The organism is Streptomyces sp. NPDC104106, assembly GCF_055584345.1.
In genome coordinates this window covers 110830-132611 of sequence record NZ_JBVJMF010000005.1, presented here as the reverse complement: position 1 = coordinate 132611, position 21782 = coordinate 110830, and the positions used below count along the sequence as shown (strand labels likewise).

Sequence of the window (21782 nt, the reverse complement as noted above, 5' to 3'; positions counted from 1 at the left end):
GGGAGGCCCGGGCCCTCGCCGTGGACGCCTTCCGGGGCGGCCCGCGAGGATCCGGGCCGGCCGGGCCGCTCAGGGGAGGAGCGACTGTTCCGCCCACACCGTCTTGCCGACCCGGTCGTGCCGGGTGCCCCAGCGCTCGGCGAGCTGGGCGACCAGCAGCAGACCCCGGCCGCCCTCGTCGAAGATGCGGGCGCGGCGCATGTGCGGGGTGGTGCCGCCGGCGTCGTACACCTCGCAGATCAGCGTGGCGTCCTGGTGGATCAGCCGGAGCTGGATGGGCGGGCGGCCGTAGCGGATGGCGTTGGTGACCAGCTCGCTGACCATCAGCTCGGTGGTGAACGCGGCCTCCGTCAGGCCCCACGTGGACAGCTGCTCGTCGGTGAGGCGGCGGGCGCGGGCGACCATGGCGGGTTCGTCCGCCAGCTCCCAGGCGGCCACCCGGTCCCCGTGCAGCGCGCGGGTGCGGGCGACGAGGAGGGCGATGTCGTCGTCGGGGCGTTGGGTCAGCAGCGCGGTGAGCACGTGGTCGCAGATCGCGTCCAGCGACCGGGCGGGCCGGGCGAGCGCGACGAACATCCTGTCCAGTGCCTCGTCGATGTCGTGCTCGCGGGCCTCGAACAGTCCGTCGGTGTAGAGGGCGAGCAGGCTGCCCTCGGGCAGTTCCGTCTCGGCGGCCTCGAAGGGCAGCCCGCCCAGCCCGAGCGGCGGTCCGGCCGGTACGTCGAGGAACCGGACGGCGCCGTCCGGAGCGACGACGGCGGGCGGCGGGTGCCCGGCGCGGGCCAGGGAGCACCGGCGCGAGACCGGGTCGTAGACCGCGTACAGGCAGGTCGTGCCGATGCCGCCGGGCGTGTCGTCGGAGGTGTCCTCGCCGCTCTCGTCGGCGGCGAGCCGCAGGACCAGGTCGTCGAGGTGGGTGAGCAGTTCGTCGGGCGGCAGGTCGACGTCGGCCAGGGTGCGGACGGCGGTGCGCAGCCGGCCCATGGTCGCCGAGGCGCGGATGCCGTGTCCGACGACGTCGCCGACGACCAGCGCGACGCGGGCCCCGGACAGCGGGATCACGTCGAACCAGTCGCCGCCGACCCCGGCCCGGGTGGCGGCGGGCACATAGCGGGTGGCGATCTCCAGGGCCGCCTGCTCGGGCAGGGTGTGCGGAAGCAGGCTGCGCTGCAGGGCCATCGTGGTGGTCCGGGCCCGGGCGTGCGCATGGGCGCGGGCGTGGTCGCGCGCCCGCCGCAGGGCCGCGGCCGCCCGGTCGGCGAGTTCCTGCGCCCGCCGCAGCTCCTCCGCCCCGAACGGCCCGCGCTCGCGCCGCCGGGCGAAGAGGGCCACGCCGACGGCGTCGCCCTGGGCGAGCAGCGGCACCGCGAGCAGCGCGCCCGCCCCGGCCGCCCGCAGCCAGGCCGCGCCCGGGTCCAGCGCCGCCCACTCGGCGACGGCCGGCTCCCGCGTGTCGAACAGCAGGGCCCGCCCCGCCACCAGACAGCGCCCGGCCGGCGACTCCGGCCCACACACCACCGCCTCCCCGGCCCCGGCTCCGCCCTCGGCATCGGCCCCGGCGGAAGCAGAGGCGGAGGCGTGGCCCCAGGTGCCGGCGCCTGCGTCGGCGCCCGGGTGGGGCCGCCCGCCGCTCGGTACGGCACGCAGCACGGCGCGGCGCAGGAGGAGGGGCCCGGCGGTGCGCGGGACGACCCTCTCGGCCCATGTGCCGGCCCGCTCGTCCTCCGCCCCGCTCGTTCCGCCTCCGGCGCCTCCCTCGGCCGTGGCCCTGCCGCCGGCCCCGCCGGCCCCGGCATCCTCGATCCCCCCGCCGCCCTCCGTCCCCTCCGCCTCCACCATCCCCTCCGTTCCCTCCGGCAGGGCGTCGAGCAGGTCGACCGTCATGGCGTCGGCCAGCTCGGGGACGGTGAGTTCGGCGAGGTTCCGGGCGGCGCGGTCCTGTTCCTCTTCCGCGTCGAAGGAGCCGGTGGGCGCCGCGCCCGGCATGCCGGCGGAGCCCTGGTCGGCGGGCTGGCGGACGGACAGGCTGACCGCCCGCACCCGGCCGTCGGCGTCCTTCAGCGGAGTGAACACGGCGCTGCCGCCCAGCTCCGCGCCGAGCCGCGCCCTGATCTCCTGCGGCCGGCCCGACTCCAGCGCACGCCGCATCGACCGGTCGGCCTCCTCGCTCTCGGCGCCGGGCACGATGAGCGGCAGCCGCAGCCCGCGCACCGCCGCCTCGGGCAGCGCGAGGGCGCGCTCCATCCGGCGGTTGACGCGCACCAGGCGCAACTCGGCGTCGAAGATGGCCAGCGGGTACGGCGACTGGAGAAACGTCCACTCCTCCAGCGGCTCGCCCCGCGGCGGCTGCGCGCGGGCCGGTACGGCGCTCACCACGAGCCAGTCGGTGGCACCGGTCCGCGAGGTGCGGCGGTGCGCCAGCACGCCCAGCTCCAGGAGCCGGCCGTCGCGGTGGCGCAGCGGCACGGTGCCGTTCCAGCGCTGCCGGCCCGCCAGGACCCGGCGGGCGGCCTCGCCGTCGGAGGCGAGCAGGGCGGTGGCGGGGCGGCCGACGACGGCGGGGGAGTCGTAACCGAGCAGGCGGCGCGCGCCGTCGCTCCAGCTCGTGAGAATGCCCTGCTCATCGATGGTGGCCGTGGCCGTGTAGGTCGCCCGGCGCTCCTGTCGCTCCATCGTCGCTCATCTCGCCTTGCTCAGCAGGCCCTCCACGACCAGCATCGTCCGGGGCGGCGCCGAGCACCAACGCAGCCCCCGGCAGCGCGGTGGCCCCCGCGCACGAGCGGCAGGGGCCACGCAGAGGGCACCGCCGGCCCGGCCGGACCGGCTCAGCCGTTGGCCAGCGCCTGCACCCGGTCCAGGGCGCCGTTGAACTTGTCGTGGTCGCCGACGGTCGGGCCGGAGGAGGTGTACTGCCACATCGTGTAGTACGACCAGCCGGCCGGCAGCGTGCCCGGGTCCGAGGCGTAGCGGGCGATCCACAGGGGGTTGTTCGCCGCGAAGCCGCCGTAGTTCCCGGTGCAGTCGCTCCACCAGCTGGTGGCCGTGTAGATCACGGCGTCCCGGCCGGTCAGGGACTTGTAGGTGGTCAGGAAGTCGGCGATCCAGCCGACCATCGCGCTCGCCGACTTGCCGTAGCACTCGGCGCCGTACGGGTTCCACTCGATGTCGAGGGCGCCCGGCAGCGTCTTGCCGTCCTTGGACCAGCCGCCGCCGTGGCCGACGAAGTAGCTCGCCTGGGCGGCGCCGCTGGTGGTGTCCGGGGTCGCGAAGTGGTAGGCGCCGCGGATCATGCCGGTGCCGTACGAGCCGTTGTACTGCTGCGCGAAGTACGGGTTCGTGTAGTACGTGCCTTCCGTGGCCTTCGTGTACGCCCAGCGCACCCCGCTGTTCCACAGGGTCGACCAGGCGACGTTGCCCTGGTAGGCGGCGACGTCCACGCCCTCGGTCTGGGTGACGGCGGTGGCGGCGGGCGTGCCGCCGTGGCCGTCGTGGGCGAGGACCCCCATGCCCATGTGGGCGCTGCCTCGTGCGGGCTTCGTGGCGGCCTGGGCGGAGGTGAGGGGAAGGGTGAGGGAGAGCGCCGTGAGCAGGGCCGTCACGAGGACGGCGAGGACGCGCGGACGCAGGGAGTGCGAGGTGTGGGGGGCGGGGCGGACGGAGCCGGGTCTGTGCACGGGCATGACGTGCCTCCGGAGAACGAGGTGGGGGAGCGACAGACAGGTGGGGGGTCGTCCCACTGGCGTGGGCATGCCATTCATTGCCTGGTAAAGAAGCTACGCACGTAGATGACAGCCTGGGAAGGGGGTCCGGGCGCCGCCGTTGGTCTACGCCTGCGAAATACTGAGGGAGCTGCGGCAATGACCACGTTTGGCAGAAACTTTCAGAATCGCGAAACCGAGCAGGGGTGCTGACGTGCACGAGCACGGAAACGACGGCGCACATCGCGCCGCCGGACAGATGACGCCCAGTGGCGCAGACCAGGAGTTCCTGGCGTTGGAGCGGGAGTTGACCGTGCTCCTGCGGCGCGCCCGGGCCAACCAGGGCGAGATGGCCCGCGAGGTCCATCCCGACCTGGAGTCCTCCGCGTACGGGCTGCTCATCCGGCTCGACGAGTGCGGCGGCCAGCGGGCCACGGCACTCGCCGCCTACATCGGTGTCGGCAAGGCCACCATGTCGCGCCAGCTGCGCGCCCTGGAGGAGCTGGGGCTGATCGCCCGCGAACCGGACCCGGCCGACGGCCGCGCCTGGCTCGTCACCCTGACCGACGAGGGCCGCGGCCGGGTCGGCAAGGTCCGCGAGGCCCGCCGCGCCCGCTACGTCAGCCAGCTCGCCCACTGGGACCGCCACGAGGTCGCCGAGCTGGCCCGGCTGCTGCACCAGCTGAACGGCGTCATGGAGAAGTAGGCCGTGCCCGCATGCCGTCCGGCGTGCGGGCACGGCCTAACGAAGCGCGTCGCCGCCGTCGTGAGGGCTGTGCCACGGCCGGATGGGGCACGTCACGGCCGCACGGGGGAGCGGGCCGGATCGCCCCTCGGCGTCCCCGGGCAGGGCTCGGGCCGTGACGGCGCACGGCTCACAGCTCGACGTACACCACCGTCGCGTCGTCGTGCGTCTTGCCCCGCCCCAGGAAGGTCCGCGCCTCGCCGTCCGCCGCCTCCAGCTCCCGCACCCGGTCCACCAGCGACCGGGCGCCCTCCTTCTCGACCACGTCGAACAGGGCCGCCCAGTCGCCCTCGCGGAACTTCTCCGTCCAGCGGGTCGCCCCGTCCGTCAGCGCGGCCAGTGCCCGGACCTCGCGGCGGGGCGCGAGGCCGGTGACCGCGCGGGTGGCCACCGCCGGATCGGCGGCGGCCGTGAAGAAGCCGCCCTCCTTGTTGCGCAGGGTGGCGTCCACCAGGGCGTCGGTGGCGAGCGCGGAGCGCGGGAGCCGGGCGAGGCGGTCGTCCAGCACCGGCGTGACCGTCCCGTCGGGGGCCCGCAGGAGCAGCGCGGAGTCGGACAGCACCAGGTACTCGACCGCGTCGGCGGACCAGCGGGCCAGTGCCACCGTTGCCTGAGGCGTGCGCGGGTGAGAAAGCTCACAGGTGTCCGCGTGGGCCTCGGCCGTGCGCGCGATCGCCCGCGAGAGAATCTCCGGGAGCGTCAGATCTCGCCCCGAAACGGTCAGTTCGGTCAGCGCGCCGCCGAGCCGGGCCGTGAACCAGGGGACGGAATGCAGACACCCCGTCTCCCCTCTCGGCGGTGTCACCCCGTCCAGGACGATCACGCAACCGCCCTGCCCGCAGGCGGGTAGTCCGACACCGGCGAAGTCCTCGTTGGGGCGGTTCGGGTCGCCGGGCTCCGAAACGAGATCAGATCGCATCCAGTCAGTCTGCACGAGGCCTTCACAGCATTCGCCAAAGGCTGGCAAGCGGCCGCGAATTGATACGACCGCGCAGGTCAGACGCCTGGTTTGCGCGGGAATGGGCCATTCCGGGAAGGGGTGGGTGGCGAATACTGCCAAAGCATGCCGCGCGCGTCCAACCGGCGTGCCCCGCAGCAGTCGTGCACACGCCATGGGAACTTGCCCGCCAACTCCCCTCCGATGTTCACTCCTTCGGGTGGCGGGTCAGGTGATGCACGACCCCCGCCCACCGGCGCTGGGAGGGTCGGAAACCGTACGAACCGGGTGTACGCACCACTTGGCACCGAGATGACGGGGCGCCACCCGGGCCCCTAGGTAGTCGAGTTCAGGAGTGCGAGCACCGGTGCAGAAAAAGCGGCCTCGGCGCACAGGCAGGCAGACGGACCCCGTGGGGACCGCCCAGCAGACCCCCGTGGGTACCGGCCGCCCCACTCATGTGCGCACCCGGCTGATCGTCGCCGTCGCCGTGGTGGCCGCCGCCATCGCCGGCGCCGGGGCGCCCGCCCTGCTGACCGCCTCCGAGGACGTCAGCGACTCCCAGAACCTGGTGACGCTGGCCGCCGGCACCGAGGACGCGCTCGCGCTCGCCCACTCGCTGGCCGACGAGCGCGACGAGGTCACCACCTACGTCGCGGCCGGGCGGGTCAAGTCCAAGGCCCCCTCCGAGGACCGCAGCGCCCGCGTCGACCGGCAGGTCGAGGACCTGCGCGCCGACCCGGGCATCCCGGCGGGCCTGCGCGGCGAACTCGACGGCATCGCCGCCGTGCGCCAGTCCGCGCTCACCGGCAGGTCCACGGCGCTGGAGGCACACAAGGCCTACTCGGACACGATCGCCGCGCTGCACCAGGTCGCCGAGCAGCTGGCCGAGCAGTCGCCCCCGCGGGCCGGCTCCGGCGCCCACGCGCTCGCCGAACTCGACACCGCCGTCCAGCAGTCCGCCGCCGCCCGCGGCCTGCTGCTGGCCGCGCTGAACGTGCCGGGCACCACCCGGACCGTGATCAGCCCCGTCACCGGCCTGCCCGTCACGGCCTCCACCGCCACGGAGGCCGACAGGAAGCTGCGCGACGGCCTCACCGCCGCGGCCCAGCAGGCCCGGCTGCGCTCCGACGCCGCCCTCGCCGACTTCCGGGAGACCGCCCCGCGCTCCGCCGTCGACTCCTACGACTCCACGGTCACCGGCTCCGAGGTGAACTCGGCGGAGAAGTACCTGGCCACGCTCACCGCCCAGCCCACCCTCACCGACAGCGAGCTGTCCACCAGCACCAAGAAGCTGGACGCGGCCTTGTCCGCCCGGGTCGACCTGATGCGCGGCGCCGAGTCGGCCCTCTACGACCACCGCACCAAGGACCTGGCGAAGCTCCGGGACGACGACGTCACGGCGCTGGAGATCCGCGTCGCCGTGCTGGGCGCCCTGATGCTGGTCGCGGTCGGCATCGCCACGGCCATGGCCCGCACCCTGACCCGTCCGCTGTCCGTGCTGCGCCGCGGCTCGGCCCGCCTGGCGCAGGCGGAGGACCCGGTGGCGCAGGAGCCGATCGCCTTCACCGGCCGCAACGACGAGTTCGCCCAGGTCGTCCGCTCGGTCAACGCCCTGCACGCGCACGCCGCGGCCCTGCACGAGCGCGTGGCCACGCTGGAGACGGACCGCAAGCACCTGGTCGGCCAGCGCCAGAAGATGGCCGACGCCCGCGAGGAGCTGCGTGCCGAACTCGCCGAGTCCGCCGCCCAGCTGAAGCGGCTGCGCGGCAGCATCGGCGGCACCTTCGTCAACCTCGCCCTGCGCACCCTCGGCCTGGTCGAGCGCCAGCTCGCCGTCATCGAGGGCCTGGAGGAGCGCGAGCAGGACCCCGACCGCCTCGCCACGCTCTTCAAGCTGGACCACTTCGCCACGGTCATGCGCCGGCACAGCGAGAACCTCCTCGTCCTCGCCGGCACCGAGCACGTCCAGCAGCACCACGGCCCGGTCCCGCTGGTCGACGTCGTCCGCGCCGCGGTCAGCGAGATCGAACGCTACGAACGCGTCCGCATCGCCGCGCTGCCCCCGCACGCGCACGTGGCCGGCTTCGCCGCCGACGACCTCTCCCACCTCCTGGCCGAGCTGATGGAGAACGCCACGTCGTTCTCCCCTCCGGACCTCCCGGTCGAGGTCTCCGGCTGGCTGCTGGAGTCCGGTGAGGTGATGCTCTCCGTCCAGGACGAGGGCATCGGTATGGCGGGCGACCGCCTCGACCAGCTCAACGGCCGCCTGGCGGACTTCGACCCCGAGTCCCACTACGACACCCAGGGCGAGACCGGGCTCGGCCTCGGCCTGTACGTCGTCGCCCGCCTCGCGCACCGGCACGGTGTCCGCGTGCAGCTGCGCGAGCAGAAGCAGGGGGGCATCGCGGCGGTCGTGGTCCTCCCCGCCACCCTCCTGGCGGAGGCGCCGCCCACTGCCCTGCCCCCGCAGACCGCCTCCATGAGCGGCACCGGCACCTTCTCCCTGCCGGGCGCCGACGCCGAGGCCAACTCCAACGTCCTGCACGGGCGGCCCAAGAACACCGACCCCCTGGTGGCCCTCGCGGAGGAAGCCGTCCGGGCCGAGGAGGCCTTGGCCGCCCCGTCCGGCGAAGCCACCGGGCCCGGTGAGCACGGGGAGCACGGCGAATCCGCCGGGTCTGGTGAGCACCGGCAGTACCGGGAGGCCGCCGGCTCTGGTGCGCGTGGGGAGTACGGGGAGTCCGCCGGGCCCGCTGAGCACGGCGAGTACGGGGAGTCCGCCGGGTCTGGTGAGCACTGGCGGTACCGGGAGGTCGCCGGCTCTGGTGCGCGTGGGGAGTACGGGGAGTCCGCCGGGCCCGCTGAGCACCGGGAGTTCGGGGAGTCCACCGGGGCCGCCGAGCACGGCGAGCCCGAAGACACCGCCGTACACCAGCAGGCCGAGCCGTCCGCCGGCCGGCACACGGAAACGCGCCCGAAGGCCCCGGCGGAGACCTTCGCCGAGACGACGATGGAGCTGCTGCTGCCGGACGTCGCGCAGCACCCGCACTCCGACGGCCCGGACCCGGCGTTCCACAGCGGCCCGGCAGCCGACCCGCACGCCACGGCCACCGGCCTGCCGGCGCGCGAGCCGGAGGCACCGGCCACCGGCGCACCGGCCCCGGCCCCGCAAGCCCCAGCGGGCCCGCACACGCTCACCACCCCCACCGCCCCGGCGCAGTCAGGCCCGCCCACGGGCCCGGTGGCCGCCGGTGGCGGGCGCGCTCCGCAGGGGGCACCCGCGCCCGAGGACGAGACCCGCACGCACGCTGCGGATGGCACCGAGCGCGCCGAAGGCGAAGCCGAGGCGGTCACCGCCAAGGGTCTGCCCAAGCGCACCCCCAGGATCACCGCCCCCGCCCAGGCCCCGCGCCAGCGGACCGGCACGGTCGACGCCGACGCCCTGCGCCGCAGACTCGGCGGCTTCCGCAGCGGCGCCCAGGCCGGCTACCGCGCCGTGGCGCAGGAGATCGAGGAACAGACCGCCGGCCACCGCCGGCCGACCGCTTACGCACACGCCGAAGAAGCAACGGGGGGCACAGCCGAGGAGGCAAGCAGTTGACCGCGCCCAGTACCTATGGTCTGAGCAGTGAAGCCCGCAACCTGCACTGGCTGCTGACCAACCTGGTGGACGAAGTACCCGGCATCGAATCCGTCGCCGTGGTCTCCTCGGACGGTCTGCTCCTGCTCTCGTCCGACCCGGGCCAGACCGAGCAGTCCCGCCAGAACCGCCCGGCGAAAGGGCCCCGCGGCTCCTCCGCCGACCTCGCCACCATCGTCTCCGGCATCGGCAGCCTCACCGTCGGCGCCGCCAAGCTGATGCAGTTCGGCGGGGTCAGGCACACGATGGTCGCCATGGAGGAGGGCAGCCTGTTCGTGATGTCCATCAGCGACGGCTCGCTGCTCGGCGTGCACGGTTCCGCCGACTGCGACATGAGCGTGGTGGCGTACCACATGGCCCTCTTCGTCGGCCGCGCCGGCCACGTCCTGACCCCCGAACTCCGCAGCGAGCTGCGCAAGTCCCTGGAAGCCGAGTCGACGGGGAGCACCCGATGAGCGGCACCCCGAAGAAACTCCCCGTGCGCGGCGGCGACCGCAAACCCGCCCGCGTCCGCCCCTACTCGCTCACCGGCGGCCGTACCCGTTTCGGCCACGTCCTCCTCGTGGAGACGTTCGTCGCCAGCACCGCCGCGCTGGAGGCTCCGGAGGAGCGCAAGGAACTGACGAACGGTTCCCTCGTCACCCGGGTCATGCCGGAGATGCGGGCCATCGTCGAACTGTGCCGCCGTATGCGCACGGTGGCCGAGATCGCCGCGCTGCTGAAGATGCCGCTCGGCGTGGTCCGCGTCCTGCTCAGCGACCTCGCGGACCAGGGAAAGATCCGTGTGTACGGCACCGGAACCGGTCACGGCACCGGCCGTCCGGACCGCGCTCTGCTGGAAAGGGTGCTTGGTGGACTCCGTCGTCTCTGACGCCGCGGCCTCCGCGGCCTCCGCGGTCGGAAGGCCCCCGCTCGTCGCCGGTTTCACCGAGCCCGACGAGGACCTGAAGGCCTGGCAGACCGACCGTACGCGGGCCCCCATCGCCACCAAGATCGTGGTGGCCGGGGGCTTCGGCGTCGGCAAGACCACACTGGTCACCTCCGTTTCTGAGATCACGCCGCTGCAGACCGAGGCGCTGATGACCGAGGCGAGCGAGGAGACCGACGACCTCACCGCCACGCCGGACAAGGTCACGACCACCGTGGCCATGGACTTCGGCCGCATCACGCTCGACGACGACCTGGTGCTCTACCTGTTCGGCACGCCGGGCCAGCAGCGGTTCTGGTTCATGTGGGACGACCTGGTGCGGGGCGCGATCGGCGCCGTCGTCATGGCCGACACCCGGCGCCTGAAGGACTGTTTCCCGGCACTGGACTACTTCGAGAGCTGCGGGCTGCCGTACGTCGTCGCGGTCAACCACTTCGACGGCAGCGAGCGGTTCGAGCCGGAGGACGTGCGGGAGGCGCTGACGATACCCGCGCACATCCCTGTCATGATCATGGATGCGCGGCGTCGAATTTCGGTCATCGAGATCCTCCTGGCCCTGGTCGGCCACGCGCTGGACGAAACCCCCGAGTAGTCCCGAAGGAGTCCTCACCCGCATGCGGAAGATACTCGTCGTCGGAGCCGGCCAGTCCGGCCTCCAGCTCGCCCTCGGCCTCCAGTCGCACGGCTATGAGGTCACCCTGATGTCGAACCGGACCGCGGACGAGATCCGCACCGGCCGGGTCATGTCGACACAGTGCATGTTCCACACGGCACTGCAGCACGAGCGCGATCTCCAGTTGAACTTCTGGGAGTCCCAGGCCCCGAAGATCGAGGGACTCGGCGTCTCGGTCGCGGCCCCCGGCTCGCACGACCCGGGCCCCACCCAGCGGGCCATCGACTGGGTGGGCAGGCTGGACGGGTACGCGCAGTCGGTCGACCAGCGGGTGAAGATGGCCGGCTGGATGGAGACCTTCGCGCAGCGCGGCGGCCAGCTGGTCATCCACGGCGCGGCGGTCGGCGACCTCGACTACTTCGCCCGGACCTACGACCTCGTCCTGGTCTCGGCCGGCAAGGGCGAGCTGGTCCAGATGTTCGGCCGCGACGCCTCCCGCTCCCCGTACAGCGAGCCGCAGCGCGCGCTGGCCGTGGCGTACGTCCACGGGCTGGGCCCGCGCCCGGAGCACCCGGAGTTCGACGCCGTGCGCTGCAACCTGGTGCCGGGCGTCGGCGAGCTGTTCGTGATGCCGACGCTCACCACCTCCGGGCGCGCGGACATCCTGTTCTGGGAGGGCATACCGGGCGGGCCGCTGGACGTCTTCAAGGGCGTCAAGGACCCGGCGGAGCACCTCTCCCTGACCCTGGAACTCATGGAGACGTTCACGCCCTGGGAGTACGCGCGCGCGACCAAGGTCGAACTGACCGACGCGGGCGGCACGCTGGCCGGCCGCTACGCACCCACCGTCCGCAACCCGATCGGCCGCCTCCCCGGCGGCGGCCTGGTCCTCGGCGTGGCCGACGTGGTCGTCGCGAACGACCCGATCACCGGCCAGGGCTCCAACTCGGCGTCCAAGTGCGCCGCCGCCTACCTCGCCTCGATCCTCGAACACGGGGACAAGGAGTTCGACGAGGCCTGGATGCAGGCGACGTTCGACCGCTACTGGAACACCGCGCAGCACGTCACCAAGTGGACCAACGCGATGCTCGCGCCGCCGCCGGAGCACATCCTGAACCTCATCGGCGCCGCCGGCCAGCTCCAGCCCGTCGCCGACCGCTTCGCCAACGCCTTCAACGACCCGGCGGACTTCGAGAACTTCTTCTACGAGCCGGACAAGACGCAGGCCTACCTGGCGTCGGTGGCCGGAGCCTGATCCGGCCGCACGGCACCGAGGACCGGGTACGAGGCCAGGGGTGACACCGTCACCGCCGCTCCCGGCCTCGGTGCCTGGACGACCTCGCCGTGCCCGGCGTACATCGCCACGTGGGTCGCGTCGGGGAAGTAGACCACGAGGTCACCGGGGCGCAGCTCGCCGAGCGGGATCCGCTTCAGCCGCTCCCACTGCTCCTGGCTGGTGCGCGGGATCGGCGTGCCCGCGTGCTCCCAGGCCCGCGCGGTGAGGCCCGAGCAGTCGTAGGAGTCGGGGCCCTCCGCGCCCCACTCGTAGGGCTTGCCCACCTGCGCCATGGCGTAGCGGACCGCGCGGTCCCCGGCGGGGGAGGCGGCGCGGTCCGTGGGCAGGGCGCCCGCGGTGGTGAGCTTGGACTGGGCCGCGGTGACCCCCTGCCGTTCCAGCGCGGCGACCGCGGCCAGCTGGGCCGGGGTGAGCCCGGCCAGCAGGCGTTCGACGTCGGCCAGCTTCGCCCGGACCTCGTCACGCTGCCTCTTCTGCTGGTCCGCGAGCGTGAGCTGGGTGTCGAGGGCCGCGCGGGCGGCGCGGGCCAGGGCGTCCTTCTGCTGCTCCGCGCCGGTCAGCCGGGAGACGGTCCGGGCCCGTTGGCGTGCCAGCTCACCGATGACGTGGCCCTCGTCCAGCGCGTGCTGGGGGTCGGGCGCGAGCAGCAGGCGGACGTACGGCCCGAGGCCGCCGCTGTTCTGGTACTGCTGCCGGGCCAGCCGCCCCGCGTCGGTCCGGCTGTCCTGCAACGCCAGGCGCACACGGGCCAGTTGGCCGTCCAGCCGGGACACCTCGGCCTGCTGCCGCTTCAGCTTCCCGGCCGTGGCGTTGTAGGCCTCGGTGGCCTGCTCCGCCTGCCGGTACAGCTGTTGCAGATCCGTCAGCAGCTGGGACACGGACCGCTGGGGTCCGGGCGACTGGGACGCGGACGGCTGGGGTCCGGGCGGCTGGGATCCGGACGGCTGAGGTCCGGGCGGCTGGGGCGCGGACTGCTGGGGCGCCGGATCGGCCGGGCCGGCCGGCGCGGCCAGGGCGGGCACGGGTGCGAGGACGGCCTGGGCCGCCACCGCCGCCGTACAGACGAGGCGCAGCAGCACTCCTGACACGGCATCATCACCTCGGGTGCGGGCAGGGGATCCCGGCGGGCGGGCTGGTCGCCTCCCATGGCACCGCGATAATCGGATGTATCTGTGCGGGGCGCGCGCCGAGCGTGCGCGGATCGGCCCAGGCCTGTCACTCGTTCGTGGCCGCCGGCTTCGACCAGGGCCACCGGAGCCTGCCGCCGGAGGTGTCGTCGGGGTCGTAGAGGTACTTCCACCCCTGGATCAGCCCCAGCCTCTTGCTGTGGCCCCGGGGCACCCGGCGGTAGACGAGCACCGTGGGCGGGCCGCCGTCCGGGTCGGGGACGGGGATGCGGTACGTCTTCGGGGGGTGCCCGGTCGGCCCGAGCATGACCGGCAGCACGCGCCCGTCCATCGGGCCGCCCTCGAAGGGGGTGTCCTCGCTCTTCACGCGTCCAGTCTCAGCCATCCTCGGCGAGCGTGCCGACGAGGGCGGCCGTCTGCGGGTCGCGGCCCGCGGTGACGGCGAGGACGGCCACGAACTGCTCCACCAGCCAGTCGCGCAGCTCCTCGACCGGGGGCTGCTTGTCCTCGTCCAGCCAGATCAGCGAGGCCGCCTCGACGGCGGTGATCCACATCCGGACGGTCATCCGCAGCCGGGGGCCGGGATCGGCGACGTCGAGATGGCGGTAGATGTGCTCGGCGGCGGCCCGGCGCACCCCGTCCACTATGGCCGTCGTCCGCGAGGTCTCCACCACGCTGCCGCCCTGGAGCAGTGCGCTGAAGCCGGTGTCGTGCTCGTCGACGAACGCCAGATACCGGTCGAGGGCCCGGGACAGCCGGCGCAGCAACGGACCCGCCAGGGGCTCGTCGAAGCACTGCTGGAGCTCTTCCGCGGCCGAGCGCAGCGCGGCCTCGTACAACTGCTGCTTGCCGCCCGGGAAGTACCGGTACACCAGCGGCCGCGACACCCCGGCGGCCTCCGCCACGTCGTCCAGTGACACGTCCTCGGGGGCGCGGTGGGCGAACAGCGAGAGCGCGGCGGCGAGCAGCTGGCTGCGTCGCTCCTCGACGCTCAGACGACGGTAGGCGGGGGTGGCGGCCGGGGTCATGCACGCAGGGTAACGCGCGCCGTCGCCGGGCCGTCGCCCGTGCGCGGATCACGACCCGTCGGAGGGGCCCCGACGGTCGGCGTGGGCCTGGAACAGACCCCGCAGATGGGCCAGGCTCCGCTCGGCCGACGGGCGCAGGGCCGGGGCGGCGGCGCGGGCGTCGGCCCGCAGCCGGTCCACCGCCGCGTCGCCGAGCGCGTGCGTGGCCTCGGCGACGAAGGAGGGTTCGGCGAGCCAGTCGTCGAGGAGGTCCGGCGAGACCTCGAGGTGGAACTGCAGGCCCCAGGCGGCCGGTCCGGCGCGGAACGCCTGGCACTCGGTGGTGTCGGTGCGGGCCAGCACGCGGGTGCCGGTGCCGGGCACGATGCGGTCAGCGTGCCAGTGGAATACGGCGGGGGCGTCCGCCAGCGGGCCGACGACCGGGTCGCCGCGGTCCACCTCGCGCAGCGGGCTCCAGCCCAGCTCGCTGCCCCGCCCCAGCTCGGCACCGGTCCGTACGGCCAGGCCCTGGGCACGGGCGAGGAGCTGGGCGCCCAGGCACACGCCCAGCGTCGGCGTGCCCCGGCGCAGCGCCTCGGCCAGCAGCTCCCGCTCCAGCCGGAGCGCCGGATGCCCGGCGAGATCGTCGGCGTTCATGGGACCGCCCATCACGACGAGCCCCGCGAGGTCCGCGACCGGCGGCAGATCGTCCGCCGAGGCGCCCGGAAGGTCGACGAGGTTCCGGATGTCCACGTCGAGACCGCTGCCGTCCAGGGCGTCGAGTATCAGACCCGGCCTCTCCACCTCGACGTGCTGGAGGAACAGGACGGTACGCGTGGGCATACGGAGGTCTCCTGGAGGGGGCGGGGGAACCGATCGGAGGGGACCGGGAGATCGGTCCCGGGCGGAACGGCTCTCACCCTAACGCGCCAGTCCAGGACCCGAACCGGCAGCTCAGACCACCCGCACCGCCCATCGGACAACGTCGCCTGGCCTGCGGGGGACGGCTCGGTGGGTGGTGCTGTCGGCTCGTGCTTGTGGGGTCGCCGTCTGCGTCGGTCGAGTCACAGCACCGCTGGTTCGGCAACTGCTTCCGCCCGTCGGGCGACGGCCGCCCGCATGCCCGGCCGTCAGCGCTCCCGTCGCGTCGGCGTCTCCGGTGCTCGGGCCGCCCTCCCCGCCCGCCGGACCAGCCCTCCCGGGCGCCGCAGGTCACCGCATGCGCCCGTCCCTAGGCCAGCAGTCCCGACGACCTCCACAGTCGCCGGCCCGCACCCCGCAGCACGCCGATGTCGTCCAGGAAGTCCGTCAGCCGCTTCGCGCCGCTCTGCATGACCTCCCGGCGGTGCCCGCTGGCCTTCACCTGGGCCATGGCCTCCCGCTTGTCGAGGCCGACGTTCGCGTAGACGTCGGGGTTGACGAAGGCGACCGAGAAGACGCGGGCGAACTCGCCGGAGGTGATCCGGGTGAACTCCTGGGACCACTTCGGGGCGGTCACCATCTGGCGGCGCAACTCCTCGCGGGCGTAGCGGACATGGCGGGCCTCCTCCACGACATGGATGCGCGTGACGCCCCGGATGAGCGGCTGGACGCGCTCGTCCGGGAAGGTCAGGCGCTGCATCCAGTCCAGGACCTCCTCGCCGAGCAGCGTCGCCGTGAAGGAGCCGGGGGTGGTGGAGACGGTCTTGAAGAGGCGGCCGAGGTTCTGGTGGGCGCGGCTCACCGGGTACCAGGGCGTGCCGCCGTGCGCGATCAGCCGGGCGAACATCTTCGAGTGCCGGCACTCGTCCTCGATCTCGGTCAGCGCGTAGCGGACGTGCGCGCTCGTCGCCGCCTTGTCGTAGATGTGCCGGACCAGCAGCTGCATCAGGATGATCTCGAACCAGATGCCGAGCGAGGCCAGCGCCGCCGCCTCGTGCTGGGAGAGCAGGATCCGCTGTTCCTCGCTCATCCGCTTCCACATCGGGGTGTCGTACAGCGACACCAGCTCCGGCGGCCAGAACCACTTGCCCTCCTCGAAGGGCGCGTCCCAGTCCAGCTCCTTGTCCGGGTCGAAGGAGTGCCTGGCGGAGGAGACGAGCAGCCGTTCGGCCACCTGTTCCCGGTCCTTGAGCAGGCCGAGGGCGTCGCGCAGTCCGTCCAGCGCGTCCTCTTCCGTCAGCGTCGTCATGGCTCCCTCACCTCGTTACCGGGGGGTACGTCGTCCTATCTTATGAGACTGCTTGTCAGCAAGGCCGTCAATCCCTCGCGCACGACTTGTTGACTCAGCGTCTACGTGTGAGCCTGCGAGGTATGCCGACCCATGACCTGTACTCCAACGACCCCGGCGACTCCTCCTGGCAGGTGCCCGCGAGCGGCGCGGCCCGGTTCACCTGGGAGTACGACGACGGCCGCGACCGCTTGCTCGCCCTGTACCAGAAGGGCAAGGACAAGCAGTGGGACGGGCAGCGGCGCATCGACTGGGAGCTGGAGGTCGATCCGTACGACCCGCTCGGCACTCCCGAGGAGTCCATGACCCTGTACGGCACCCCGTACTGGGACAAGATGACCGACAAGGACAAGGGCGAGCTGCGCCGGCACTTCGCCTCCTGGCAGTTCAGCCAGTTCCTGCACGGCGAGCAGGGCGCGATGATCTGCGCGGCGCGGATCGTGGAGTCGGTGCCCGACCTGGACGCCAAGTTCTACTCCGCGACCCAGACCATGGACGAGGCCCGGCACGCCGAGATCTACGGCCGGTTCCTGCACGAGAAGATCGGGCTCGTCTACCCGATCAACGACAATCTGCGCTCCCTCCTCGACGACACCCTGCGCGACAGCCGCTGGGACATGCCGTACCTGGGCATGCAGGTGCTCATCGAGGGCCTGGCGCTGGCCGCCTTCGGCATGATCCGGGACACCACCGACAAGCCGCTGCCGAAGCAGATCCTGACGTACGTCATGCAGGACGAGGCCCGGCACGTCGCCTTCGGTCGCATGGCCCTGCGGGACTACTACAGGCAGCTCACCGACGCCGAGCTGCGCGAGCGCGAGGAGTTCGTCATCGAGGGCTGCTACCTGATGCGCGACCGGCTGCGCGGGGTCGAGGTCCTGGAGAACTTCGGCATTCCCAAGGCCGAGGCGGAGGCGCTGAGCGAGCGCTCCGAGTTCCTCCAGCTCTTCCGGAAGCTGCTGTTCAGCCGCATCGTGCCCTGCGTCAAGGACATCGGCCTGTGGGGCGAGCGCCTGCAGCAGGCCTATGTCGACATGGGTGTGTTCGAGATGGGCGACTCCAGCCTGGACCTGCTCATGGCCCAGGACGAGGAACTGGCCGAGCGACTGGACGCCGAGCGCTTCGCCGCCGAGGAGCACGCGCGGGTGGCGGAGGTGCGGCAGGCCGTGGAGTCGGGCGCGGCCGAGGACTGAGCATCGGGCGCCGGGCCGGGCGCTCGGCGGCGGTGGCCGGGTGGTCGCCCGGGTGCAGTAGCGTGCTGGCGTGTCCATGCCTCCACCGTCGCAGCAGCCGCAGCCACCGTACGGGCAGCAGCCTCCCTACGGCCCGCAGCCCCCGTACGGTCAGCCGCCGGCCGCCCCCGGCCCGTGCGGCTCGCCGTATCCGCAGGCGCAGCCGTATCCGCGACAGCAGCCCTACGCCCAGCAGCCGTACCCAGAGCAGCAGCGCTACCCCCACCAGCAGCCGTACCCGCCGCAGCCCTACCCGGCCTGGGGCGCGCCGCTCCCGGCCCCGCCGACCGGGAAGCGCCGGGTCGGGCTGGTCCTCGGGATCGTGGGCGGTGTCGTGACGCTGGTCGTCGTGGGTCTCGTCCTGCTCGGCGCGGTGGTCGGCAGCGGCTTCCCCGAGGCGAAGAACAAGCTGACGCTGCCCGGGACGCTGGCCCTGCCCGAAGGGAACTACCAGCTGGCCCGGGACCTCTCCGCCTCCGAGGGCAGGAAGATCGAGGACGAGGCCGACGGCGCCTGGGACGCCAAGGACACGCACGGGGTGGTCGGCAGCTACGACCTCGGCGGTGACGCGGCCAGGGGCACACTGGCGCTGTCGGGCATGTACGGCAGGTTCAAGAACCCCGATGCCGCCCGGCGCAGCATGATGAAGGGCGCCGCCCAGGGGGACGGTGCCACGGTCGCCGTGGCCCCGAAGGACTACCAGCTGGACGGCGTGACCATCACGTGCGAAGTGGCGACGCAGCAGCAGATGGGCACGACGGTCACCGTGCCCATGTGCGCCTGGGCCGACGGCAACACCGGCGCCACGGTCGCCGAGGTCGACACGCAGCGGCTCGCGCAGGACCCGTCGGAGGTGGACCTGGCCCGACTCGCCCGCACGACCCGCCGGATCCGCACCGAGGCGGTCAAGCCGATCGGCTGACCGGCTCCCGCACCACCGCCGTCCCCGCGGGGGCCGGGAACCGCGTCCGCAGCGTGAAGGCGAACGGCGTCGGGCCCTGCGCCCGCAGCCGCAGCAGCCGGTCCTCCGCCTCGGCGACCGTCGGGCGGTGGCCGGCCGGCACCCACCACAGCACGGCCGTCGCCTCCTGGAGCCTGTCGAACCACTCCCGGCGCCGCGCCAGCAACTCCCGGTGCTGCCCCTGGTACATGAACGCCGTCAGCGCGTCCGCGTCCCGCCAGGTCGACATGTTGATGATCAGCCACTCGTCGCCGAGCACCGGGATGTCGGTGGCGTTGCCCGAGTCGCTCGCGAGCCGCCACACGAATCCGTCCGCGGCGTCCGCCGTCGCGTTCACCGGGTCGAGCGCGTCGACGAAGTCCTTCAACTCGGGGGAGTCCAGCGGGAACTTGAGGCGGGCGATGTTGACTTCGGCGAGTTCGTACGCGGCGGTCTGCGTCATGACCGAACGGTAGGTCGGGGCCGGGTGCGCCCGGTACCCCCCGTCTCACGGACCGAGAACCGCGCGCATCACGTCCCGCGCGATCGGCGCCGCGTCCCCGCCGCCGCTGATCTCGCCCCGGTTCGCCGAGGCGTCCTCGACCACCACCGCGACCGCCACCCGCGGCTCCAGCGCGTTCGCGGCCTGCGCCCAGGAGACGAACCAGGCGTAGGGCACACCGGAGTTGCCGACTCCGTGCTGCGCGGTGCCGGTCTTGCCGCCGACCAGGGCGCCGGGGATGGCCGCCCGGGTCCCGGTGCCCTCCTGGACCACGTCCGTCATCAGCTCCTTCAGCCGCACGGCCGTCGTCGGGTTCATCACCTGCCGCACCCGGTGCACCCCGCTCCCGGCGACCGTCTCGCCGGTGCGCCGGGTCGTGCGCTCCACCAGGTACGGGGTGTGCAGCAGACCGCCGTCGGCGACGGCCGCCGCGACCATCGCCATCTGCAACGGCGTGGCCCGCGTGTTGTACTGCCCGATCGACGACAGCGCCAGCTGCGCCCGGTCCACGTGCGGGTCGAAGGTGCTGGGCACCACGGAGAACGGGATGCGCAGCGCGGTGTCGTTGAACCCGAACCCCTGCGCCGTGTCCACCATGTCCCGCGCCCCGACGTCCACGCCCAGCTTGGCGAACACCGTGTTGCAGGACCACTCGAAGGCCATGCGCAGCGAGGCGTCGCGGCAGCCGTCGGACTCGTTGGTCAGCCGGGTCGCGGTGCCGGGCAGCCGGTAGGGGTCGGGGGAGTCGGTGGGCGCGTCCAGGTCCGTGACCGCGCCCGCGTCCAGCGCCGCCGCCGCGGTGACCACCTTGAACGTCGAGCCCGGCGGATAGGTCTGCCGCGCCGCCCGGTTGAGCATCGGCTTCTCCGGGTCATGGCCCAGCCGCTCCCACGCCGAGGCCACCGCCTCGCCGTTGCCGGACAGTTGCGCGGGGTCGTACGACGGGCTCGACACCAGCGCGAGGATCCGGCCGGTGGCCGGCTCGATCGCGGCGACCGCGCCCTTGCGCCCCGCCAGCCCCCGGTACGCGGCCTCCTGCGCGTCCCGGTTCAGCGTGGTCACGACGTTCCCCGCGGGAGTGCGGGCGCGCGTCAGGTCCTGCCACAGCGGCAGCAGCGGCGACAGCAGCGGATCGGTGCCGGAGAGCACCCCGTCCCCGGCGTGCTCCAGGAACGTGGTGCCGTACGTCTGCGAGGAGAAGCCGGTGACCGGGGCGTACAACGGGCCGTCCTTGTAGCTCCGTTCGTAGCGCAGCTGCTCCCCGGTGTCGACGGACCCGGTGACCGGCTCGCCGCCGACCACGATGTCGCCGCGCGGCTGGCTGTAACGGGCGATCGTGGCACGGCGGTTGGCCGGATTGGCGTCGAAGTACTGCGACTGCACCACCTGCACCCGGGCGGCGTTGCCCAGCAGGGCCGCGAGCAGCAGCGCGCACAGCGCCCAGGCGCGCCGGATGTACCGGGCCATGGGGCGCCCTCCCTCGGGAAAGCCGCCGTAGCCGCCGTGGTCGTCGCTCATGGGGCCTCCCGCCCGTCGTACTGGCTGCGTGCCGAGTCGCTCACCCGGATCAGCAGCGCGACGATCGCCCAGTTGGTGATCACCGAGGAGCCGCCCTGGGCGAGGAACGGCATCGCCATGCCGGTCAGCGGGATCAGCCCGGTCACCCCGCCCGCGATCACGAACACCTGCAGCGCCAGCAGCGAGGCGAGCCCGACGGCGAGGAGCCGGCCGAACGGCTCGCGCAGCGCGAGGCCCGCGCGGAAGCCGCGCTCCACCAGCAGGCCGTACAGCAGGAAGATCGCCGCGAGCCCGGCCAGCCCCAGCTCCTCGCCCGCCGTGGCCAGGATGAAGTCCGACTTCACGGCGAAGCCGATCAGCAGGGAGTGCCCGAGCCCGAGCCCGGTGCCGAGCACCCCGCCGGCCGCGAAGGCGAACAGCGACTGCGAGAGCTGGTTGGGTCCGATCCCGGCGTCGATCGTGTGGAAGGGGTGCAGCCAGTCCTCGATGCGTCCGCCCACGTGCGGCTCGAACCGCCCGACGGCGTAGGCGCCGAGCACCGCCAGCAGCAGCCCGACCGCGATCCACCCCGTCCGCCCGGTCGCGACGTACAGCAGCACCACGAACAGCCCGAAGAACAGCAGCGAGGTGCCCAGGTCCCGCTCCAGGACCAGCACGCCGACGCTCAGCAGCCAGACCGTCACGATCGGCCCGAGCACCCGCCCGGCCGGGAACTGCAGCCGCCACAGCCGGCGGCCCGTGTACGCGAGCGCGTTGCGGTTGGCGGCCAGGTAGGCGGCGAAGAACACCGCGAGCAGCACCTTCGCGAACTCGCCGGGCTGGATGGAGAACCCGGCGATCCGCAGCCAGATCCGGGCGCCGTTGACGGCCGGGAACAGGATCGGCAGCGCGAGCAGCACCAGCGCGGCGGCCCCGCACACGTACGCGTACCGCTGCAGCAGCCGGTGGTCGCGCAGTACCAGTACGACCCCGATGAACAGCCCGACCCCGAGCGTGGACCACACCAGCTGGGCCGGCGCCGCCCGGTCCTTCGGGGTCTGCAGGTCCAGCCGGTAGATCAGCACCAGGCCGAGCCCGTTGAGCAGCACCCCGATCGGCAGCGGCAGCGGATCGGCGTACGGCGCCCGCAGCCGTACGACGAGATGCGCGACCAGGGCGAGCACCCCGAGCCCGGCGCCGTACCCGACGGCACCGGGCGGAACGCTGCCGCTGCGCGCGAGCCCCACCGCGCAGTAGCCGTACACGCACAGCAGGACGGCCAGGACGATCAGCGCGAGTTCGATGCCACGGCGCCGGGGGAGGCGTTCGACAGGTGCGTGAGCCTGCGTCGCCGCCAGCGTGGTTCCGGCCTTGGTCATGCCCGGAACCTACCGAAATGGGGCTATG

Annotated in this window: 19 protein-coding genes; 8 read left to right on the top strand and 11 right to left on the bottom strand. The window is 73.3% G+C overall.

Features of this window, described 5'->3' with window-relative positions; genetic code table 11:
* Positions 1-69 precede the first annotated feature (69 nt).
* Positions 70-2673, bottom strand: a complete 2604-nt coding sequence (locus tag ACZ60X_RS14210; protein WP_469597745.1) for an ATP-binding SpoIIE family protein phosphatase — start codon at positions 2671-2673, stop codon at positions 70-72.
* Positions 2674-2825: 152 nt separating this feature from the next.
* The gene (locus tag ACZ60X_RS14205) at positions 2826-3680 is read right to left on the bottom strand and encodes a lysozyme (protein WP_469597743.1); all 855 of its coding nucleotides are present in this window, start codon (positions 3678-3680) and stop codon (positions 2826-2828) included.
* 232 nt (positions 3681-3912) lie between these two features.
* Here ACZ60X_RS14205 and ACZ60X_RS14200 point away from each other — a divergent pair, with 232 nt between their 5' ends.
* Positions 3913-4404, top strand: coding sequence for a MarR family winged helix-turn-helix transcriptional regulator (locus ACZ60X_RS14200; protein ID WP_469597740.1), 492 nt, complete (start codon positions 3913-3915; stop codon positions 4402-4404).
* 169 nt (positions 4405-4573) lie between these two features.
* Here the strand turns inward: ACZ60X_RS14200 and ACZ60X_RS14195 are convergent, their stop codons facing one another.
* Positions 4574-5362, bottom strand: coding sequence for a protein phosphatase 2C domain-containing protein (locus ACZ60X_RS14195; RefSeq protein WP_469597737.1), 789 nt, complete (start codon positions 5360-5362; stop codon positions 4574-4576).
* A gap of 385 nt (positions 5363-5747) precedes the next feature.
* Between ACZ60X_RS14195 and ACZ60X_RS14190 the strand changes: the two genes are divergently transcribed.
* From ACZ60X_RS14190 to ACZ60X_RS14170, 5 genes are read left to right on the top strand one after another with little or no spacing between them, the layout of a single operon-like run.
* Positions 5748-8984: a sensor histidine kinase gene (locus ACZ60X_RS14190; protein WP_469597735.1), complete on the top strand. Its 3237-nt coding sequence runs from the start codon at positions 5748-5750 to the stop codon at positions 8982-8984.
* Positions 8981-9478, top strand: a complete 498-nt coding sequence (locus ACZ60X_RS14185; RefSeq protein ID WP_469597732.1) for a roadblock/LC7 domain-containing protein — start codon at positions 8981-8983, stop codon at positions 9476-9478. The genes ACZ60X_RS14190 and ACZ60X_RS14185 overlap by 4 nt, the downstream gene beginning before the upstream one ends.
* Positions 9475-9894, top strand: a complete 420-nt coding sequence (locus ACZ60X_RS14180) for a DUF742 domain-containing protein (protein WP_469597729.1) — start codon at positions 9475-9477, stop codon at positions 9892-9894. Before ACZ60X_RS14185 ends, ACZ60X_RS14180 begins: the two co-directional genes overlap by 4 nt.
* A complete protein-coding gene (locus ACZ60X_RS14175) occupies positions 9875-10543 on the top strand; it encodes a GTP-binding protein (protein WP_469597727.1) in 669 nt (222 codons plus the stop codon). The genes ACZ60X_RS14180 and ACZ60X_RS14175 overlap by 20 nt, the downstream gene beginning before the upstream one ends.
* A 22-nt stretch (positions 10544-10565) precedes the next feature.
* Positions 10566-11819 (top strand): styrene monooxygenase/indole monooxygenase family protein, encoded by a 1254-nt coding sequence (locus ACZ60X_RS14170; protein WP_469597724.1) that lies wholly within the window; start codon positions 10566-10568, stop codon positions 11817-11819.
* On the opposite strand, the gene ACZ60X_RS14165 is transcribed toward ACZ60X_RS14170, so the two are convergent.
* The 5 genes from ACZ60X_RS14165 to ACZ60X_RS14145 all read right to left on the bottom strand — a co-directional run bounded on the left by ACZ60X_RS14165 (position 11792) and on the right by ACZ60X_RS14145 (position 16165).
* Entirely contained in the window at positions 11792-12949 is a 1158-nt protein-coding gene (locus ACZ60X_RS14165) for a C40 family peptidase (protein ID WP_469597722.1), read from the bottom strand. The two genes, ACZ60X_RS14170 and ACZ60X_RS14165, sit on opposite strands and share 28 nt — an antisense overlap.
* Positions 12950-13076: 127 nt before the next feature.
* On the bottom strand, positions 13077-13373 hold the full coding sequence (locus tag ACZ60X_RS14160) for a hypothetical protein (RefSeq protein WP_469597719.1): 297 nt from the start codon (positions 13371-13373) through the stop codon (positions 13077-13079).
* A complete protein-coding gene (locus ACZ60X_RS14155; protein ID WP_469597717.1) occupies positions 13366-14016 on the bottom strand; it encodes a TetR/AcrR family transcriptional regulator in 651 nt (216 codons plus the stop codon). Before ACZ60X_RS14155 ends, ACZ60X_RS14160 begins: the two co-directional genes overlap by 8 nt.
* A gap of 48 nt (positions 14017-14064) precedes the next feature.
* The gene (locus ACZ60X_RS14150; RefSeq protein WP_469597715.1) at positions 14065-14838 is read right to left on the bottom strand and encodes a type 1 glutamine amidotransferase; all 774 of its coding nucleotides are present in this window, start codon (positions 14836-14838) and stop codon (positions 14065-14067) included.
* A gap of 388 nt (positions 14839-15226) precedes the next feature.
* Complete coding sequence (locus ACZ60X_RS14145) at positions 15227-16165, bottom strand: AurF N-oxygenase family protein (RefSeq protein WP_469597712.1); 939 nt, start codon at positions 16163-16165, stop codon at positions 15227-15229.
* A 122-nt stretch (positions 16166-16287) separates the two neighbouring features.
* On the opposite strand from ACZ60X_RS14145, the gene ACZ60X_RS14140 reads away from it, so the two are divergent.
* Together ACZ60X_RS14140 and ACZ60X_RS14135 are read left to right on the top strand one after the other, a co-directional pair.
* Positions 16288-17397 (top strand): ferritin-like domain-containing protein, encoded by a 1110-nt coding sequence (locus ACZ60X_RS14140; protein WP_469597710.1) that lies wholly within the window; start codon positions 16288-16290, stop codon positions 17395-17397.
* Positions 17398-17473: 76 nt separating this feature from the next.
* Positions 17474-18358 carry a hypothetical protein gene (locus ACZ60X_RS14135; RefSeq protein ID WP_469598410.1) on the top strand — a complete coding sequence of 295 codons (885 nt, stop codon included), beginning with the start codon at positions 17474-17476 and terminating at the stop codon, positions 18356-18358.
* Here the strand turns inward: ACZ60X_RS14135 and ACZ60X_RS14130 are convergent.
* From ACZ60X_RS14130 to ACZ60X_RS14120, 3 genes are read right to left on the bottom strand one after another with little or no spacing between them, the layout of a single operon-like run.
* Positions 18342-18839 (bottom strand): DUF3291 domain-containing protein, encoded by a 498-nt coding sequence (locus ACZ60X_RS14130; RefSeq protein WP_469597707.1) that lies wholly within the window; start codon positions 18837-18839, stop codon positions 18342-18344. The genes ACZ60X_RS14135 and ACZ60X_RS14130 overlap by 17 nt on opposite strands.
* 45 nt (positions 18840-18884) lie before the next feature.
* Positions 18885-20345, bottom strand: a complete 1461-nt coding sequence (locus tag ACZ60X_RS14125) for a penicillin-binding transpeptidase domain-containing protein (RefSeq protein ID WP_469598408.1) — start codon at positions 20343-20345, stop codon at positions 18885-18887.
* Between the two features lie 47 nt (positions 20346-20392).
* Positions 20393-21754, bottom strand: a complete 1362-nt coding sequence (locus ACZ60X_RS14120; RefSeq protein ID WP_469597704.1) for an FtsW/RodA/SpoVE family cell cycle protein — start codon at positions 21752-21754, stop codon at positions 20393-20395.
* Positions 21755-21782: the final 28 nt, after the last annotated feature.

Excerpts from the sequence above, each read along its gene's own strand:
- ACZ60X_RS14130 (WP_469597707.1), bottom strand. The coding sequence starts at position 18,839 with ATGACGCAGACCGCCGCGTACGAACTCGCCGAAGTCAACATCGCCCGC.
- ACZ60X_RS14210 (WP_469597745.1), bottom strand. The coding sequence starts at position 2,673 with ATGGAGCGACAGGAGCGCCGGGCGACCTACACGGCCACGGCCACCATC.
- ACZ60X_RS14120 (WP_469597704.1), bottom strand. The coding sequence starts at position 21,754 with ATGACCAAGGCCGGAACCACGCTGGCGGCGACGCAGGCTCACGCACCT.
- ACZ60X_RS14155 (WP_469597717.1), bottom strand. The coding sequence starts at position 14,016 with ATGACCCCGGCCGCCACCCCCGCCTACCGTCGTCTGAGCGTCGAGGAG.
- ACZ60X_RS14160 (WP_469597719.1), bottom strand. The coding sequence starts at position 13,373 with ATGGCTGAGACTGGACGCGTGAAGAGCGAGGACACCCCCTTCGAGGGC.
- ACZ60X_RS14125 (WP_469598408.1), bottom strand. The coding sequence starts at position 20,345 with ATGGCCCGGTACATCCGGCGCGCCTGGGCGCTGTGCGCGCTGCTGCTC.
- ACZ60X_RS14145 (WP_469597712.1), bottom strand. The coding sequence starts at position 16,165 with ATGACGACGCTGACGGAAGAGGACGCGCTGGACGGACTGCGCGACGCC.
- ACZ60X_RS14170 (WP_469597724.1), top strand. The coding sequence starts at position 10,566 with ATGCGGAAGATACTCGTCGTCGGAGCCGGCCAGTCCGGCCTCCAGCTC.
- ACZ60X_RS14195 (WP_469597737.1), bottom strand. The coding sequence starts at position 5,362 with ATGCGATCTGATCTCGTTTCGGAGCCCGGCGACCCGAACCGCCCCAAC.
- ACZ60X_RS14135 (WP_469598410.1), top strand. The coding sequence starts at position 17,474 with ATGCCTCCACCGTCGCAGCAGCCGCAGCCACCGTACGGGCAGCAGCCT.
- ACZ60X_RS14180 (WP_469597729.1), top strand. The coding sequence starts at position 9,475 with ATGAGCGGCACCCCGAAGAAACTCCCCGTGCGCGGCGGCGACCGCAAA.
- ACZ60X_RS14150 (WP_469597715.1), bottom strand. The coding sequence starts at position 14,838 with ATGCCCACGCGTACCGTCCTGTTCCTCCAGCACGTCGAGGTGGAGAGG.
- ACZ60X_RS14140 (WP_469597710.1), top strand. The coding sequence starts at position 16,288 with ATGCCGACCCATGACCTGTACTCCAACGACCCCGGCGACTCCTCCTGG.
- ACZ60X_RS14205 (WP_469597743.1), bottom strand. The coding sequence starts at position 3,680 with ATGCCCGTGCACAGACCCGGCTCCGTCCGCCCCGCCCCCCACACCTCG.